Source organism: Brevibacterium casei CIP 102111, assembly GCF_900169275.1.
Classification (GTDB): Bacteria; Actinomycetota; Actinomycetes; order Actinomycetales; family Brevibacteriaceae; genus Brevibacterium; species Brevibacterium casei.
Genome location: NZ_FXZC01000001.1, coordinates 71,407 through 87,895, shown reverse-complemented (window position 1 = coordinate 87,895; position 16,489 = coordinate 71,407). Strand labels below are relative to the sequence as shown.

Below are 16,489 nucleotides of genomic sequence, written 5' to 3'. Positions count from 1 at the left end.
CGGCTGGTCGTCGGTGCTTCCCGCCTGAGCCTCGGACCCGCCGACCGCATCGGTGCCTCCCGACGATGTCGGGCGATCCGAACCGGCCGAGCCCCCGCCCTGGCCGTCCACGGCGTCGGACGAGTCGCCGGAGTCCGTGACCTCGCGGTGCCCCTTCGCCGAGGCGCCGCCGGAGTCTCCGCTCTCGTCGGCACCATACGTGCGACCGGGGGTGACGCCGACCGCGGAGTCGCCTCCACGCTCGTTGTGTCCGCCGGTCGTCGCCGGAGATCCCGCGGCGGCCGCCTCGTCGACGACCTCCGGCGGCACGGTGACGAGTTCGTTGCCCGATTCGGGGGTCAGCCCCGCCTCACGCTGGAACTTCTCGACGAAGTCGACGAGCTCGGGGCCGCGCGGTCGCCGGCCCGCCATCGCGGTGCCCGCGACGTACTTGCCGTTCTGGATGAAGACGTTGGGGTCCATCGTCACGCCGAGGAGGTCGTTGGCCGAATCGCCGTCGACCCACGCCCCGTCGCCGCCGACGCCCCAGTGGTAGGGCAGGCCGATCTGGTGGACGGTGCGTCCGCCGATGGTCAGGGGCGTCATCCGCTCGGTGATGAGGACACGGGCCTCGATCGCTCCGCGTGGGGAGACGAGTGTCGCCCACCCGTACGGCTCGAGGCCGAGTTCCTCGGCGAGTTGCGGTGAGACCTCGCAGAACATCTCCGGCTGGAGCTCGGAGAGGTAGGACAGCCACCGTGACATGCCGCCGGCCGTGTGGTGCTCGGTGAGCCGGTAGGTCGTGAACACGTAGGGGTAGACCTCGGAGCCGGGGAAGCCGGCGCCGGGCGCGGACAGGTTGTCCTCGCGACGCATGATCTTGCGCAGCGGGTTGTTCTGCTGGGTGTAGAGCGGGTTGCTCGTCCCCGACTCCTGCGGTTCGTAGTGGGTCGGCAGCGGACCGTCGACCATGCCGCTGGGCGCGAAGAGCCAGCCCTTGCCATCGGCCTGCATGATGAACGGGTCGTCGCCGTCGAGTTGGCTGGGCCCGCCGAAGGGGACGTCGGAGTGCGCTGAGGGCTCGCGTTCGAGAGGGAAGTCCGGTTCGTCGGCACCGACCCAGCGGCCCTTCTCCTCGTCCCACCACACGAGCTTCTTCCGCTCCGACCACGGCTTGCCCTCGGGGTCTGCCGAGGCGCGGTTGTAGAGGATGCGCCGGTTCGCCGGCCACGCCCACGCCCACTCCAGGGCCATCTCGTCCTGTTCGGTGCGCGGTTTGCGCCTGGCGGCCTGATTGACGCCGTCCTTGTAGATGCCCGCGTAGATCCAGCAGCCCCCGGCGGTGGTGCCGTCGTCGGTCATCTCGGTGTAGACGGAGAGAGGCTGCCCGGCCTTCTCGCCGCTGACATGGTAGCCGTTGATCTCCCGGAGGACGGCCTCGGCGTCGACCTCGCCGTCCTCGTCGAGGGGGTAGTCCCACGTGAGGTCGAGGAGCGGCCGGTCGCGCGGATCGTCGGAGTCCTTGAGCTTCTCCCGCACGCGATTGCCGAGTTCGAAGAAGAACTCGAGTTCGCTCTGCGCATCGCCCGGCGGATTGACCGCCTTGTGACGCCACTGGACGAGGCGCTGGGTCTGAGTGAACGTCCCGGCCTTCTCGGTGTGGTTGGCGGCGGGGAGGAAGAACACCTCGGTGTCGATGTCCTCGGTCTTCAGCTCCCCGGTCGCGATCTCCGGGCCGTCCTTCCACCACGTGGCGGATTCGATGAGGCTGAAGTCGCGCACGACCATCCACTTGAGATGGCTCATCGCCATGCGCTGCATGCGCCCGTTCGCCGATCCCACGGCCGGGTTCTGGCCGAGGATGAAGTAGCCGTCGACGCCGTCGTTGAGCATGCGCACCTGGGTCTGGTAGGTCCCGTGGGCGCCGTTGATCCGCGGCAGGTAGTCGAAGGCGAAGTTGTTCTCCGGTGTCGCCGCATCGCCCCACCAGGCCTTGAGCAGGTTGACGACGTAGCTGCGTCCGTTGGCCCAGTAGCCCTTGTGGGTCTCCGGGGTGCCGACGGCGGCGACGTAGTCGTCGAACGTGTCATGGACCCCGGCGCTCGGCATCGGCAGGTAGCCGGGCAGGAGGTTGAACAGCGTCGGGATGTCCGTCGAGCCCTGGATCGTCGCGTGTCCTCGCAGCGCCATGATGCCGCCGCCCGGGCGGCCCATGTTGCCGAGCAGGAGCTGGAGGATCGAGGCGGTGCGGATGAACTGCGCGCCGAGCGAGTGCTGGGTCCAGCCGACGGCGTAGGCGAAGCACGTCGTCCGGTCGCGTCCGGAGTTCGTCGTGATCGACTCGAGCAGATACTCGAAGTCGGCCTCCGAGATGCCGCAGTTGTCGGCGACCATCTCAGGGGTGTAGCGCGAGTAGTGGCGGGCGAGGATCTGGAAGACGCTGCGCGGGTCCTTGAGGTTGGGGTCGCGCAGGGCCACGCCCGCCTCGTCGGTCTGGTAGGCCCACGTCGAGTTGTCGTACGAGTTCGTTGCCGGATCGTAGCCGGAGAAGAGCCCGTCGAGGTCCTCGGGATCGAGGTAGTTGTCGCTGATGAGGTTCGTCGCGTTCGTGTACGCGCGGACGTACTCCTCGAAGTAGAGCCCGTCGGAGATGACGCGGTTGATGAGCGCACCGAGGAGGACGATGTCCGAGCCGGCCCGGATCGGGACGTGCTTGTCGGCCACCGCCGTGGTCCGGGTGAAGCGCGGATCGACGTGGATGATCCGTGCACCCCGAGCCTTGGCCTCAGTCACCCACTGGTATCCCACCGGATGGCATTCGGCCATGTTCGAGCCCTGGATGACGATGCAGTCGGCATTCGCCATGTCCTGGACGGGCTGAGTGGCGCCGCCGCGCCCGAACGAGGTTCCCAGACTGGGAACCGTGGCGGAGTGTCATATGCGGGCCTGGTTCTCGATCTGGATCGCCCCGGCCGCGGTGAAGAGCTTCTTCGCGAAGTAGTTCTCCTCGTTGTCGATGGTCGCCCCGCCGAGGCTGGCGATCCCCATCGTCCGCCGCAGCGGGTGGCCCTTGTCGTCGACGTCCTCCCAGTGGTTGCGGCGGGCGTCGATGAAGCGGTCGGCGATCATGTCGATCGCGGTGCTCAGGTCGAGCTTCTGCCAGTCCCTGCCCTTGGGGGCGCGGTAGAGGACTTCGGTCTGTCGGGAGGGGTTGTTGACGAGCTGCTCGCTCGCCGAGCCCTTCGGACACAGGCGTCCGCGGGAGATCGGCGAGTCGGGGTCGCCTTCGATGCCGACGACCTTGTCGTCCTTGACGAAGATCCGCTGACCGCAGCCGACGGCGCAGTAGGGGCAGACCGACTGGACGACCTTGTCGGCCGTCGTCGTCCGCGGCACCGTGTTGCGCGTCTGCGGGGACACGACGGATTCGCCGCGTCCAGTGGGGTCGGACGAACGGAACTGCCGGAGTACCGGCCACTCGAGGAAGCTGAACCGAGCCATGGCGTCATCCTACCCCCGCGACCTCTACGTCGTGTAGTGAAGAATGCCTAAACTTTCCTTGCCACGAGGATGCCGTCGTCGAGGTCGACTGAGGACCCGTCCGGAGCGGTCACCGCACGGGTGCGGATCTCGCCGAGGTTGAGCTCCCAGTCCCCGGTTCCGCTCGCCTTGAGCAGGGCGAAGTCCTCCTCCGGACCGCGGAAGTCGTTCTCGGCGTGGGCGTCGTGACCAGCATGGGCGTCGTGGTCGGCATCGTGGTCGTGCGACCCGTCGTCACCGCCGGAGTGGCCGACGGCCCACGGCGGGATCCCGGCATGGGAGATGAGGATGAGGTGTCCGCCGGGGGCGACGAATTCGCCGAGGCGGGAGAGGAGCTCCTCGCGCGTGTCGGGAATCCGGGTGTGGAGGAAGCATCCGGTGACGAGGTCGAAGCCGCCTCGGCGAGGGAATGCTGCCGCTCTCCGGGCGTCGGTCGCTCCGGCCCAGTCGGTGAGGTTCGCGACCGCGAAGTCCGCGCTCGTCCCGGCGGCCGCAGCGGCGCCGCGGGCTCGGTCGATGGCGGTCGCGGACACGTCGATGCCCACCGCCTGCCAGCCTCGGGCGGCGAGCCAGAGGACGTCGGCGCCCTCGCCGCAGCCGACGTCGAGGCTGCGACCGGGCGAGAGGTCGAGCTCGGTGACGACGTCGACGAGGGAGGGGTTCGGGTCGCCCGACCACACCGCCTCGGTGCCGGCGTAGCGCTCCTCCCACTCACCAGCCGACCCCGGATGCAGTCTGCGGCTCACCTCTCCTGACCGGGTTCGGTCGCTCCCTCGTTCGCGCCGTCGGAGCCGGATGCGGCTTCGCGCTGGGCGATCTCGGCGCGGACGGCGTCCATGTCGAGGTCCTTGACCCCGGTGATGACCTGCTCGAGCTGCGGGGCGGCGAGCGCTCCGGGCTGGGCGAAGACGACGATGCCGTCACGGAAGGCGACGAGGGTGGGAATCGAGGTGACGGCGAAGAGCCCGGCGAGTTCCTGCTGGGCCTCGGTGTCGATCTTGCCGAAGGCGATGTCGGGATTGGCGTCGGAGGCCTGCTCGAAGACGGGGGCGAACTGGCGGCACGGGCCGCACCAGGCGGCCCAGAAGTCGAGGAGGACGATGGAGTTGTCGTTGATGGTCGTCTCGAAGTTGTCCTGGGTGATCTCGATCGTAGACATCTGGGCAGTCTAAACCCGGATCATGGGCGCTGTCTGCACATGGAGGCATCTGTCCTTTTCAGCAGGGTTCACTGTGCTGGTTCCGCCGGCTTGAGGGCGACCCCGGAGGCGACCTGCGTGGCGACGACGGCAGTGATCGCCCCGGCGAGCATGATCGCTGTGAGGACGACGATCTGGAACTGGGCGGCCTCGAGCGGTGCCGCGCCGGCGAAGAGCGCGCCGACGAACGCTCCGGGCAGGGTGACGAGCCCCGTGTTCTTCGTCTGGTCGAGGTTGGGCAGGAGGGCTTCGCGCACAGCGGTCTGCCGCAGCCGCTTCCCGGCCCGCCGAGGCTGGGCACCGAGGGAGAGCCACGCCTCGACCTCGCCCCAGCCGGTGTGGAGATCGGAGGCGAAGCGGCGCATCGACAGCGTGGCCACGGTCATCGCGTTGCCCGAGACGATGCCGGCGATCGCGATGACCCGTTCGAACCGGAGATCGACGAGTCCGAGGACGAGGACGAGCCCGAGGGTGACGAGGGTGCCGATGACGACGCCGAGGACGGCGCCGAGCGGTCCGCGCGGAAGCCCGCGGGCCCGACGCAGGGAGGTCACCGAGGCAGTCGTGAGCATGAGACCGACGAAGGCGGCGACCGACCACCAGGCGGTGAGCGCCCCGGACAGGAGCAGGGCGACAAGGGCGAGCTGGACGACGGCGCGCACGATCGCCACGACGGGCAGCCATCCGAGCCCCACCTCGGCGAACCGGAGGACGGCCAAGGTGATGACGAGGAGGACGGTGATGCCGCCCAGGAAGGGAAGGACCTCGGTGATCGTCACGAGGACAGTCTAGGATGCCGCGCGACCGTGCACCGGCAGACTCTGCTAGGGTGGGGGCATCGCTTCATTTCCCTCTTCTCCCTTCTCATACGCGTCGTGCATCGACGCCTCCCCCAGATCTCCGTCGGACCTGCGGTTCGTCCGCGCGTCCTCCGACGGAAAACTCACACCATACGGCCCGGCGATGTGCGGCACCCGCCGACCGTCGCTCGGACCCCTGTGTGTGAACAGCCGGATCCGTCTCGGATCCGACCATCAAGACCGCTCCGGCGGTCGCAGTTGAATAAGGATACAAAGAATATGACCACAGGTACCGTGAAATGGTTCAACGCGGAGAAGGGCTACGGATTCATCCAGCCTGACGACGGTTCGGCCGATGTCTTCACGCACTACTCCGCCATCGAATCGACCGGTTACCGCGAGCTCGTCGAGGGACAGAACGTCGAATTCGAGTCCGAGATGGGACAGAAGGGCCTCCAGGCCACGACCGTTCGCCCCCTCTGAGCCCACCAGCCCAGAGACTTCCTCGGGACGGTCGACGCCTCCGCGCTGATCGTCCCGACGCGGATCGGAGCGGCCGGTGACAGCATGTCTGCTGTCACCGGCCGCTTCGCATATGTGCCGGCACATATGCCGATCCTCTCGATGATCGAAGATGATCGAATCGTCACTCAACCGATCACAGCCCCGATGGCAGCGCCCCGACGATTTCCGTCGCCCGCGCCGCTGACGATGAGGCTGATAACGGGAGGGATGCTTCTCTGACCAGTGATTCTATGGCAATCCTCCCGGTCTGTTCAGCCTGCGGAATCCGTCGCCCCACGATGCTCACAGCGTGAGACTTTCGATCATTCCGTTGACTTTTTGTGCATTTTTATGCAACTCTGCTCATGTTCTTGGCGGAGTCCTTCGCTGTCGCACGGCAGACCCCGCGCTCGCTGCAGACCGTTGAGGAGTCAACGATGGCCACCCCGCTCTCCACGTCCGGGAGTCTCTCCCAGTGAGCGCCGAGGTGGTCACCGGACTCGGTGTCAGCCCGGGCACGGGCGTCGGCGTCGTGCAGCTCATGGCACCGAGGCTCGGACCCCCGCGCACGCAGACCCTGACCGAGAACGGAGAGTCGGAGGCGGCCGGCGGTGCCCCCGAGCTCCGTGAGCCCACCGTGCTCATCGCCCGCGATCTCTCCGCCGCGGACGCCGCCGGCCTCGATCCCGATCTCGTCGCAGGGCTCATCACCGAGGCCGGAGGTCCGATGAGCCACACGTCGATCGTCGCCCGGTCTCTGGGCATCCCCGCTGTCGTCGCCGCCGGAGCCACCGCCCTGCGCACCGGCATGCGCGTCCGCGTCGACGGCGGGACCGGCCGGGTCCGCGTCGCGGACGTCACGGAGTCACCCGCCCGCAGCACAGCGGCACCGGCCGCACAACGCAGCGTCGGCGGCACCCGCACCGCCGACGGATACCCTGTCGAACTCCTCGGCAACATCGGCGACGCAGCCGGAGCGGCCGAGGTGGCCGCGTGCGAGGCCGACGGAATCGGGCTCTTCCGCACCGAACTCGCCTTCCGCACGCGCACCCGGCAACCGAGCATCGAGGTCCAGGCGCGGCTCTACTCCTCTGTGCTCGCCGAGGTCCCGGAGCGCAAGGTCATCCTGCGCACCCTCGACACGGGCACGGACACGACGATGCCCCCGTCACACGGCCTCGGCGAACGCAATCCCGCGCTCGGGGTCCGGGGATATCGGGCGACGACGAATCTGCTCGAGGACCAGCTGCGGGCGATCGCCATCGCCGCCCGCGTGCAGGATGTGGACCCCTGGGTGATGGCGCCGATGATCTCGACCCCTGCCGAAGCCAGGGGTTTCCGCATGATCGCCCGGCGCTACGGCATCTCCCGTGCCGGGGTGATGATCGAGGTGCCCGCGGCAGCGGTGATGGCCGACGCGATCCTCGCCGAATGCGACTTCGTCTCGATCGGGACGAACGACCTCACGCAGTACACCATGGCAGCCGACAGGGAGCTTGGTGCCGTGGCCGAGCTCAACGATCCGTGGCAGCCCGCGGTTCTCCGCCTCGTGCGCACCGCCGCCGTGGCGGGAACCGCGCACGGCAAACCCGTCGGGGTGTGCGGCGAGGCGGCTGCCGACCCGCTCCTCGCATGCGTGCTCGTCGGACTCGGTGTGACCTCGCTGTCGATGTCGCCGCGGGCGCTGCCCGCGGTCGCTGAGGCGATCGGGGAATCCGACCACGGTCAGTGCCAGGCGATGGCCGTCGCCGCGCTCGGCGCCTCCTCGGCGAGCGCGGCGCGGGCAGCCGCCCGACATGCGCTCGCGACCGCCGACCTGCGCACCCCTGAGCCCACCCACCGAGCCTGAATCGCACCGACTGACGACCACTGCTGCCCACCAGCGAGGGAGACGAGGATGCTGCCGACGAGGACACGCCCGGAGGCGCGGGAGCGGCCACGCTCGCCGAACTCCTCGAGAATCCCCACTCACGGCATTCCGCCTGATCGCGGCGAGAAGCCGAGTGCTACGCTCATGCACAACATTCGGTATGCCATAGGAGCACAGGAGGTCGCGCGATGCGATATGAGCGTCTCAACGCAGTACTCGAGCTCCTCGCTGAGAACGATCACATGAGCGTCAACGAGCTCGCCGACAGGCTTGCGGTCTCGACGGCGACCGTCCGTCGCGATCTCGACCACCTCTCGGCACAGCAGCTGCTCACGCGCACGCGGGGCGGGGCCGTGTCCTCCGGGGTGGCCGACCTTCCGATCAAGTACAAGTCAGCGCAGCGGGCGAATGAGAAGGAGCGGATCGGTTCGCTCAGCGCCTCACTCGTCAAACCGGGCATGACCGTGGGGATGAACGGCGGCACGACCGTGAGCGAGACCGCGCAGGCGCTCGCCCAACGCGCCGATCTCGTCCACCACACCTACGACAGCCGGCTCACCGTCGTCACCAACGCCGTCAACATCGCCAACCTCCTCACGGTGCGCCAGCACATCAAGCTCGTCGTCGCCGGCGGGGTCGCCCGCCCCCAGTCGAACGAGCTCATCGGCCCGATCGCCTACGACGTCATCTCCCAGCTCAACCTCGACCTCGTCTTCCTCGGCGTCGACGGCGTCGCTCTCGGCTATGGGGCGACGACCCACGATGAGGGCGAGGCGAGCATCAACGGAGTCCTCGCCTCCCGCGCGAAGCAGGTCGTCGTCGTCGCCGACAGTTCCAAGATCGGCAAGAGCGCTTTCGTGCGCATCTGCCCGCTCGAGGACATCGATGTCCTCGTCACCAACGAGGACGCCGATCCCGAGGCGGTCGCCGAACTCACCGCCGCCGGGGTCGAGGTCCTTCTCGCCTGAGCACCGACAGAGGCCATCTGTATCGCAGTTCCTATATCACTATGTGAAAACCTTCTCTTGCCAGGCGGAAAAAGAGTGATCTAGGCTACTCGTACTGCCTATGGCGAGTCCACTGAACCAGGGGCTATCTACCGGGCGCTGCAGAAAGGAATGGTAGCCCCGTGTTGGATCGTCTCGACTCCTATTCGTCGACTCTGGAATCCCTCGAGCGGTGGGCCGTGGCCACGGTCGTCGCCGTCTCAGGATCCGTTCCCCGTCCCGTCGGCACCTCGATGGCCGTGCGCGACGATTCCCTGTCGATCGGCTCCATCTCCGGCGGATGCGTCGAATCGGCGATCGTCGAAGCCGCCCTCGCGTCTCTCGCCCGAGACGAGGCGATGATCTGCGACTTCGGCTTCAGCGACGAGTCGGGGATCACGGTGGGCCTGATGTGCGGTGGGGATATCAGCGTCCTCATCCAGCCGCTGGTCCACCTCGCGGAGGCGGTCCGGGCCCTCGTCGAGGACTCCGGGTCCACTGGGGCCCTCATCCGCGAGATCCCGCTTCATTCCTCAATGCAGGGCGGTCAGCTCCTCCCTGACCCCGCCCCTCACCCCCGTCGACACTCACCCTTGCCCGCTGTCGCGCTGCCCTCCGGAGCGTCCCCGGCTGAAACCCTCACTGAGTCACTCGGCAGCTCCGCTGCCGTCGTTGAGGAGCTCCTGCGCCGAGGCGGTTGCGGAGTCGTCGATGTCCGCGACGACTCCGTGCCCAACTGCCCAACCGTGCGCCGGCTCTTCGTCGAATCGCGCAGACCCCGAGCTCGGGTGCTCATCTACGGAGCCAACGACTTCTCCTCGGCCATCGCCCGCGCCGCCTCGCTCCTCGAACTCCACGTGACAGTCTGCGATGCGCGTCCGGTCTTCGCGACCCGCGCCCGCCACCCGGGAGCCGACGACGTCGTCGTCGCCCGACCTGGGGATCACTTCGCGGCCGAATGCGCTGCCGGTCGCATCGACTCCCGCACTGCTGTCATCGTGCTCACCCACGATCCGCGCTTCGACCTCCCGGTCCTCGACAAGGCCCTGCGGATGGATCTCGCCTACGTCGGTGCGATGGGTTCGCGGACCACGCACGAGCGGCGAGCACAGGAGCTCCTCCACGGCGGCCTTCCACACTCGGCGCTTGCCTCCCTCCACTCGCCGATCGGACTCGACATCGGAGCCCGCACTCCGGAGGAGGTCGCCGTCGCCGTCCTCGCCGAGCTCATCGCTGTGACGACCGGACGGGCCGCCTCGGCGGGGATCCGACAGCTGCGGGACACGTCGGGACCGATCCACGGTGCGAGTCCCACGACTCAGGGCCGCGGGACTCGATCCGAACGCACCCCACTGACGAGAGCGGAGGCGATGACCACGTGGATATGACCTGCGTCGATGAGGTGCTCACCTGTGCCGATCCCGAGCAGTGGCGACCTGGGGACAGTTGGCTCGCCGGGGGCACCGTGCTCTACTCGTATGGCACGGACATCACCCAGGGGCCGCCGCGGCGCCTCCTCGACATCGCCGGGACAGGATGGACACCGCTGCAGTGGCGGTACACCATCGACGGCGGACCCCTCGACCTTGAGATCGCCGCGACGTGCCGGATCGCCGAGATCTACACGATGGGCGAAGGCGAACACGTCTCGCGCCTTGCCCGGGATCTGCCGGGCCTCGACCTCTTCGCTCCGTGCTGCGACTCGTTCGTCGCCTCATGGAAGATCTGGAATCTCTCGACGATCGGGGGCAACGTCGCCACCGGACTGCCCGCCGGACCGATGATCTCCCTGCTCACGGGCCTCGATGCGGTCGCGCTCATCTGGGGTCCCGCCGGGTCCCTGCGCACGATGCCAGTCGCCGAGCTCGTCGTCGGGGAGGCGAAGACGCTGCTCGATCCCGGCGAGCTCATCCGCAGCTTCCATGTGCCCATCGAGGCTCTCGCCCAGCCGTGTGCCTTCCGCCGCATCTCCCTGACCGAACGCGGGCGGACAGCCGCCCTCGTCATCGGCCGCCGGGTCGGTCCCGACCGCCTGCGACTGTCGATCACGGGAGCGACGAAGCGGCCCCACATCCTCGATCTCGGACCCGACGCCGCCGACCCTGCCACCTACGCGGGCCTGCACCGGGCCATCACCGAGACAGTCGACGGCGAATGGCACGACGACATCCACGGCACCCCCGTGTGGCGGGAGGCGATGACGCACCGTCTCGCAGCGGAGATCCTGAGCGAACTCATCGATCCCCGGTGCCCTCAGCCATGGTTCGCTGGCCGGACGACAGGAGACATCACGATGACACGGAGCCCGAGATGACGACGAGGCACAATGATCCCCGCGCGCAACAGACCGCATCTTCGACGGCCACAGTCGACGGGCGTGCGGTGCCCGTGGCCACCGAACCGGGACAGTGCCTGCGGACGTGGCTGCGCGACCACGGAGCGACGGGGGTGAAGAAGGGCTGCGACGGCGGGGACTGCGGGGCGTGCACCGTCATCGTCGACGATGAGGCCGTCCACTCCTGTCTCTACCCGGCCCACCGGGTCGCGGGGAAGTCTGTGACGACTATCCACGGACTCGGCACCCCCGACGACCTCCACCCGGTGCAGGAGGACTTCCTCGCCGCCGGCGGATTCCAGTGCGGTTTCTGCACGGCGGGAATGATCTGCACCGTCGCCTCGATGTCGGAGGAGGAGAAGAAGGATCTGCCGCGCAGTCTCAAGGGCAACGTCTGTCGATGCACGGGGTATCGGACGATCGAGGACGCCGTGGCCGGACATCGGAACGTCGACCCCGGATGCAGGGGAGTCGGCGCAAGCACCGGGGCCCCCGCAGGACCTGGCGTCGTCACCGGCACCGTCCGATACACGATGGACATCAGACCTGAGGAACTGCCTGCTCCGCTTCTCCACGGTGCCCTCGTCCATTCCACCCGGGCGCATGCGCGCATCGTCGGAATCGACACGTCGAAGGCGCTTGACGAACCCGGTGTCGTCGCCGTCCTCACCCACGAGGACGCCCCGCCTGGACGCTTCTCAACCGCCCAGCATGAGATCGTCGAGGACGATCCGAAGGACACTCGCGTCTTCGACGATGTCGTGCGGTACTGGGGTCAGCGGGTCGCAGTCGTCGTCGCCGAGACCCAGCGCGCTGCCGAACGCGCGGCCCGCCTCGTCGCAGTCGATTATGAGGACCTGCCGGCAGTCTTCGACGTCGAGACCGCCGATGCCCCTGACGCCCCGACGATCCATCCCGACGCGGGTCCGGATTCGGGTATCGCGAGACCCGACGACAACGTCCTCGCCGAAGTCCACCACGAGATCGGAGACGTCGAGGGCGCGCTCGCCAATTCAGCGGTCACCCACGAGGCGACCTATCGGACGCAAAGGCTCTCCCATATGGCGCTCGAGACCCACGGGTGCCTCGCGTGGATCGAGGACGACGGTCGGTACGTCGTTCGCAGCAGCACACAGGTGCCCTTCCTCGTCCGTCGTGCTCTGTGCCGGACCTTCGAGCTCGAGACCGATCGAGTGCGCGTCTACTGCGAACGCGTCGGGGGAGGCTTCGGCGGAAAGCAGGAGGTGCTCTGCGAAGACGTCGCGTTGCTCGCGACGATGGCGACGGGACGACCGGTGAAGCTCGAACTCTCACGCAAGGAGGTCTTCACCTCGACGACCGTGCGCCACCCCTTCCGAATGCGGGTGCGCGCCGGAGCCGACGCCGGGGGCAGGCTCACAGCGCTGGCCGTCGACGTCCGGTCGAATACCGGAGCCTACGGCAATCACGGTCCCGGGGTCCTCTTTCACGGGGTGGGTGAATCGGTGGCCGTCTACACCGCGCCGAACAAGAAGGTCGACGCCATGGTCCTCTACACGAACACGATGCCCTCGGGGGCGTTCCGCGGGTACGGACTGAGCCAGATGATCTTCGCCGTCGAATCGACGATCAGCTCCCTGGCCGCGAAGCTCGGCATCGACGAACTCGAGATGCGCAGGATCAACGTCATCGGCCCGGACGATCCGATGCTCAGCACCCATGACGAACCCGAGGAGGATCTCCTCATCGGCAGCTACGGACTCGACCAGTGCATCGAACTGGTGAACACCGCGATGGCGCGCGGGCGCACCCGCTGGGCCGAACACATCGCCGCCGGCCACGAAGAACACCTCGACGATGAGTGGAGAGTTGGAGAGGGGCACGCGATCGCGATGATCGCGACCGCCCCGCCCCGCGGGCACATCGCCCACGCGCACATCAGCCTCGGCGAGTCCGGCACCTACGTGCTGCGGATCGGCACAGCCGAGTTCGGCAACGGGACCTCGACCGTGCACGCTCAGCTCGCCTCGACCCTTTTGGGGACGACGACGGACCGGATCACGCTCAGGCAGTCAGACTCCGACATCGTCGAACACGACACCGGAGCGTTCGGGTCAACGGGCACGACGATCGCCGGCAAGGCCACCGACCTCGCGACGAAACACCTGCTCAGTCAGCTCCGGGCGCTCGCGGCTCCCCGCCTTGGTGCACGACCCGAGGACATCGTCATCGACGGCGAGCATGCCCACGCCCTGATCCCGCCTGAGCTCAACGCACGGTTCTCCGCAGTCGTTGGTCCCACCGTCTCCCGACCGTCAGTGGCGCTCGACGCTCTGTTGGCCGAATCCCTCGCCTCCACGGGTGCCCCGCCGACAGGTGACGGGTACTGGGGTGGGGAACCGCGGTCAGTGGCGTTCAACGTCCACGCTTTCCGGGTGGCGGTGAACATGAGTACCGGGGAGGTGCGGATCCTCCAATCCGTCCATGCCGCCGACGCCGGGGTCGTGATGAACCCCAACCAGTGCCGCGGACAGATCGAGGGCGGCGTCGCCCAGGCGATCGGGGCCGCGCTTCACGAACGGATCATCGTCGACGAGGAGAACGGCAGGCCCATTACCGACATCCTCCGCCAGTACAAGGCACCGAACTTCGCCGACATCCCCCGCACCGAAGTGTACTTCGCTGACACCCAAGACGAGCTCGGCCCGCAGGGTGCCAAGTCGATGAGCGAATCCCCTTTCAACCCCGTCGCACCCGCCCTGGCGAACGCGATCCGGTCGGCGACCGGCGTCCACTTCACAGACACTCCATTGACGAGAGATGTGATATTCGCTGGCCTTGCAGATGCGGGGGTCCTTCTCCGATGACACCCGTCGCACTCGTCCTCGCCGCCGGCAGCGGACGTCGCCTGGGCTCAGGGCCGAAGGCGTTGCTGCCATGGGAGGACACCGTCCTCGTCGTCCGGGCCGTGCGCACCGCTCTCGCCGCTGGGCTCAGCCCCGTCGTCACCGCCGGTCCCCGACGGGGACGGATCGTCTCTCACCTCGCCGAGGCGGGGCTCGACTTCATCCCGGTCGTTGCCGTTCCCGATGCCGAGTCCGGAATGGCGGCCTCGTTCCGCGCGGGCATCGATGCGATCTCATGGCGAGGCGGTGACGCGACGCCGGCGCCAAGTTTTCACGCGGTCCGTGTCCCGAGTGACGACGCAACCCCGGTTGTCGTCATGCTCGTTGACCAGCCCGGCATCGGCGATGCCGTGCTCACTCGACTGTGCGCGCACCTCGACGCGGTCTCCGGTCGGGTCGTCCGAGCCGCGTGGGCTGGCGCCCCGGGTCACCCTGTCGTTATGACATTGGCGCAGACCAGAGAAGCCGCGAAGCTGGCCGCCGGCGACGAAGCCGGGCGGACGTGGATGCGCAGGCATCGCCACCTCGTCGATCTGGTCGAATGCTCGGACATCGGTTTGGGAGCGGACATCGACACTCCGGCCGACCTACGGGAATGGCAGATGCGCATGGGGCCGGACTCCGGTGCGGAGTCTGCGGGAGCGGCGGCGATGCGACACGGAGGCCGCTGATCGGTAGCGTAGGGGGTCCGGGAACGAATCCACTCCAAGGCGGTGCTCCGATGTCCGATGTCCCCACGACCGTCGTCTTCGACTTGGGCCAGGTCCTCGTCGGCTGGGACCAGACCGGTCCCCTCTCCGATGAGATGAGTCGGGCCGAGTGGGAGGAGTTCGCCGCCGCGGCTGACTTCGCCTCCCTCAACGTCTCCGCCGACAACGGGGCCACCGTCGCCGAGGTGGTCGACCGCGCCGCCCGGGTCGATCCCCGGCATGGGGAGATCGTCGCCCGCTACTATGAGCGCTTCGAACACTCGCTCACCGGCCCGATCCCGGGGATGGCCGACATCGTCGCCGAGCTCAAAGGCGCGGGCGTCCGGCTACTCGGGCTCTCGAACTGGTCGGCCGAGACGATCCATCACGCGCCCGTCGCCGCCCCGGCGATCAGCGAGCTCGAGGACGTCGTCGTCTCCGGTCGGGAGAAGCTCATCAAACCCGATCCGGCGATCTTCGAACTCCTCCTCTCCCGCTTCGGCCTCGACCCGGGCCGCACGGTCTTCGTCGACGACCTCGAGGCCAACGTCGAGGCGGCCCGCCGGCTCGGGATCATCGGCATCGTCTTCACCGGCGCCGACGACCTGCGCACCGAACTCGAGTCCCTCGGAGTCCTCGACGCCCCGAGCGGACCGGTCGCCGGCGAGCGCACCGCTCCCGGCGGGTCCCCTCGCCGCTGAGGGGTCCCCTCGACTCTCATCCGTTCTCGGCGGTCATCCGGTCGCGCTTGTACGTGATCGTGGTGTAGCCGTGCGGCATCGGCGTGCCGAACTCGTCGACGCCGACGAAGACGAGCCGGTCGATGCTGAGGATGACCCTGCGGGTGATCATGTTGCGTACCTTCGCCCGCATCGTCAGCGACGTGCGCCCGAAGTGGGTGGCGACCAAGCCCATCTCGATGATGTCGCCTTCGCGGGCAGACGATTCGAACTCGATCTCGGAGATGAGCTTGGTGACGACGCGGTGGTTGCCGAGCTGGACGATCGCATAGATCGCGGCCTCCTCGTCGAGCCAGCGCAGCAGGCTGCCGCCGAAGAGCGAGCCGTTGGCATTGAGGTCCTCGGGCCGCACCCATTTGCGCGTGTAGAAGTTCATCCCGCCGGTCGTCTCGGCCCTGGCCGTGAGAGTCGTCTCGCTCATGCGGCCAGCGTAGCGAGCGGATGTTTCACCGGTTTTTCGACCATGTGTCAGGCAGTGACGCCCGCCGACACGCGGGGTGGTCACTCCTCCTGAGCGAAGAGGTCGACGCCCTTCTCGGCGGCGAGCGCCTGGAGCTTCTCCACGTCGTCGGTCTGCACGCACACGGTCGCCCGCAGCCCCTCGTCCTCCCGCCGGAGCAGGTAGTGGGCGACGCTGTCCGTGAGCCGGGCGCCGTCGGCGTCGAAGAAGTCCCAGCGCACCCGGACCATGATGAGCCCCTCGGTCAGGTGATCCTCGCCGAGGAGGTCGTATCCCACGGAGGCGAGCCCGAGCTTTCGATAGACGGGGTAGGACTGCTCGAGTCCCTGGGCCATCGCCTCCCGGGAGTCGAGGACTCCGGAGAACGTCTCGTCGACGATCATGCCGGGGATCGACCACAGCCCGGCGGCCGCCTCGGCGTCGAAATCGCTCAGCGACCGCGCATAGCGGTCGAGGTATGCGGTGATCTCTGCGGTGTCGATGCTCATACGACCACCCTAAAA

General features: G+C 68.0%; 13 protein-coding genes and 1 pseudogene. 8 read left to right on the top strand and 6 right to left on the bottom strand.

The genetic code is table 11. The annotated features are described in order from the left end of the window. Positions 1 to 315: 315 nt before the first annotated feature. The 4 genes and pseudogenes from fdnG to BC102111_RS00370 form a co-directional block, all read right to left on the bottom strand. Positions 316 to 3,480 (bottom strand): annotated as a pseudogene (fdnG, locus tag BC102111_RS00390) (formate dehydrogenase-N subunit alpha); the annotation flags it as partial. A 47-nt stretch (positions 3,481 to 3,527) separates the two neighbouring features. Next, on the bottom strand, positions 3,528 to 4,265 hold the full coding sequence (locus BC102111_RS00380; protein ID WP_101623332.1) for a class I SAM-dependent methyltransferase: 738 nt from the start codon (positions 4,263 to 4,265) through the stop codon (positions 3,528 to 3,530). After that, complete coding sequence (locus BC102111_RS00375; protein WP_101623331.1) at positions 4,262 to 4,678, bottom strand: thioredoxin family protein; 417 nt, start codon at positions 4,676 to 4,678, stop codon at positions 4,262 to 4,264. The genes BC102111_RS00380 and BC102111_RS00375 overlap by 4 nt, the downstream gene beginning before the upstream one ends. A gap of 68 nt (positions 4,679 to 4,746) precedes the next feature. Then, positions 4,747 to 5,496, bottom strand: coding sequence for an ABC transporter permease (locus tag BC102111_RS00370; protein WP_197907825.1), 750 nt, complete (start codon positions 5,494 to 5,496; stop codon positions 4,747 to 4,749). 300 nt (positions 5,497 to 5,796) lie between these two features. On the opposite strand from BC102111_RS00370, the gene BC102111_RS00365 reads away from it, so the two are divergent. The 8 genes from BC102111_RS00365 to BC102111_RS00330 all read left to right on the top strand — a co-directional run bounded on the left by BC102111_RS00365 (position 5,797) and on the right by BC102111_RS00330 (position 15,487). Beyond that, positions 5,797 to 6,000: a cold-shock protein gene (locus BC102111_RS00365; RefSeq protein WP_009376805.1), complete on the top strand. Its 204-nt coding sequence runs from the start codon at positions 5,797 to 5,799 to the stop codon at positions 5,998 to 6,000. A gap of 496 nt (positions 6,001 to 6,496) precedes the next feature. Further along, entirely contained in the window at positions 6,497 to 7,870 is a 1,374-nt protein-coding gene (locus BC102111_RS00360) for a putative PEP-binding protein (protein WP_101623330.1), read from the top strand. 209 nt (positions 7,871 to 8,079) lie between these two features. Further along, entirely contained in the window at positions 8,080 to 8,859 is a 780-nt protein-coding gene (locus BC102111_RS00355) for a DeoR/GlpR family DNA-binding transcription regulator (RefSeq protein ID WP_101623329.1), read from the top strand. Positions 8,860 to 9,020: 161 nt separating this feature from the next. Then, positions 9,021 to 10,265 carry an XdhC family protein gene (locus BC102111_RS00350; RefSeq protein WP_232252524.1) on the top strand — a complete coding sequence of 415 codons (1,245 nt, stop codon included), beginning with the start codon at positions 9,021 to 9,023 and terminating at the stop codon, positions 10,263 to 10,265. Further along, on the top strand, positions 10,262 to 11,191 hold the full coding sequence (locus BC102111_RS00345; RefSeq protein ID WP_232252525.1) for an FAD binding domain-containing protein: 930 nt from the start codon (positions 10,262 to 10,264) through the stop codon (positions 11,189 to 11,191). The genes BC102111_RS00350 and BC102111_RS00345 overlap by 4 nt, the downstream gene beginning before the upstream one ends. Next, the gene (locus BC102111_RS00340) at positions 11,188 to 14,058 is read left to right on the top strand and encodes a molybdopterin-dependent oxidoreductase (RefSeq protein WP_101623327.1); all 2,871 of its coding nucleotides are present in this window, start codon (positions 11,188 to 11,190) and stop codon (positions 14,056 to 14,058) included. Before BC102111_RS00345 ends, BC102111_RS00340 begins: the two co-directional genes overlap by 4 nt. Further along, on the top strand, positions 14,055 to 14,768 hold the full coding sequence (locus BC102111_RS00335) for a nucleotidyltransferase family protein (protein ID WP_101623326.1): 714 nt from the start codon (positions 14,055 to 14,057) through the stop codon (positions 14,766 to 14,768). The genes BC102111_RS00340 and BC102111_RS00335 overlap by 4 nt, the downstream gene beginning before the upstream one ends. A gap of 50 nt (positions 14,769 to 14,818) precedes the next feature. After that, on the top strand, positions 14,819 to 15,487 hold the full coding sequence (locus tag BC102111_RS00330; RefSeq protein WP_101623325.1) for an HAD family hydrolase: 669 nt from the start codon (positions 14,819 to 14,821) through the stop codon (positions 15,485 to 15,487). Positions 15,488 to 15,503: 16 nt separating this feature from the next. Here the strand turns inward: BC102111_RS00330 and BC102111_RS00325 are convergent, their stop codons facing one another. Both BC102111_RS00325 and BC102111_RS00320 read right to left on the bottom strand, forming a co-directional pair. Continuing rightward, positions 15,504 to 15,947 carry an acyl-CoA thioesterase gene (locus BC102111_RS00325; protein WP_223289833.1) on the bottom strand — a complete coding sequence of 148 codons (444 nt, stop codon included), beginning with the start codon at positions 15,945 to 15,947 and terminating at the stop codon, positions 15,504 to 15,506. Positions 15,948 to 16,027: 80 nt separating this feature from the next. Beyond that, on the bottom strand, positions 16,028 to 16,474 hold the full coding sequence (locus tag BC102111_RS00320; RefSeq protein ID WP_101623324.1) for a DUF6841 family protein: 447 nt from the start codon (positions 16,472 to 16,474) through the stop codon (positions 16,028 to 16,030). Positions 16,475 to 16,489 lie beyond the last annotated feature (15 nt).

What these genes read in the sequence shown, in the direction of transcription:
- BC102111_RS00375 (WP_101623331.1), bottom strand. Translation starts at nt 4,678, where the DNA reads ATGTCTACGATCGAGATCACCCAGGACAACTTCGAGACGACCATCAAC.
- BC102111_RS00365 (WP_009376805.1), top strand. Translation starts at nt 5,797, where the DNA reads ATGACCACAGGTACCGTGAAATGGTTCAACGCGGAGAAGGGCTACGGA.
- BC102111_RS00355 (WP_101623329.1), top strand. Translation starts at nt 8,080, where the DNA reads ATGCGATATGAGCGTCTCAACGCAGTACTCGAGCTCCTCGCTGAGAAC.
- BC102111_RS00345 (WP_232252525.1), top strand. Translation starts at nt 10,262, where the DNA reads ATGACCTGCGTCGATGAGGTGCTCACCTGTGCCGATCCCGAGCAGTGG.
- BC102111_RS00340 (WP_101623327.1), top strand. Translation starts at nt 11,188, where the DNA reads ATGACGACGAGGCACAATGATCCCCGCGCGCAACAGACCGCATCTTCG.
- BC102111_RS00335 (WP_101623326.1), top strand. Translation starts at nt 14,055, where the DNA reads ATGACACCCGTCGCACTCGTCCTCGCCGCCGGCAGCGGACGTCGCCTG.
- BC102111_RS00330 (WP_101623325.1), top strand. Translation starts at nt 14,819, where the DNA reads ATGTCCGATGTCCCCACGACCGTCGTCTTCGACTTGGGCCAGGTCCTC.
- BC102111_RS00325 (WP_223289833.1), bottom strand. Translation starts at nt 15,947, where the DNA reads ATGAGCGAGACGACTCTCACGGCCAGGGCCGAGACGACCGGCGGGATG.
- BC102111_RS00320 (WP_101623324.1), bottom strand. Translation starts at nt 16,474, where the DNA reads ATGAGCATCGACACCGCAGAGATCACCGCATACCTCGACCGCTATGCG.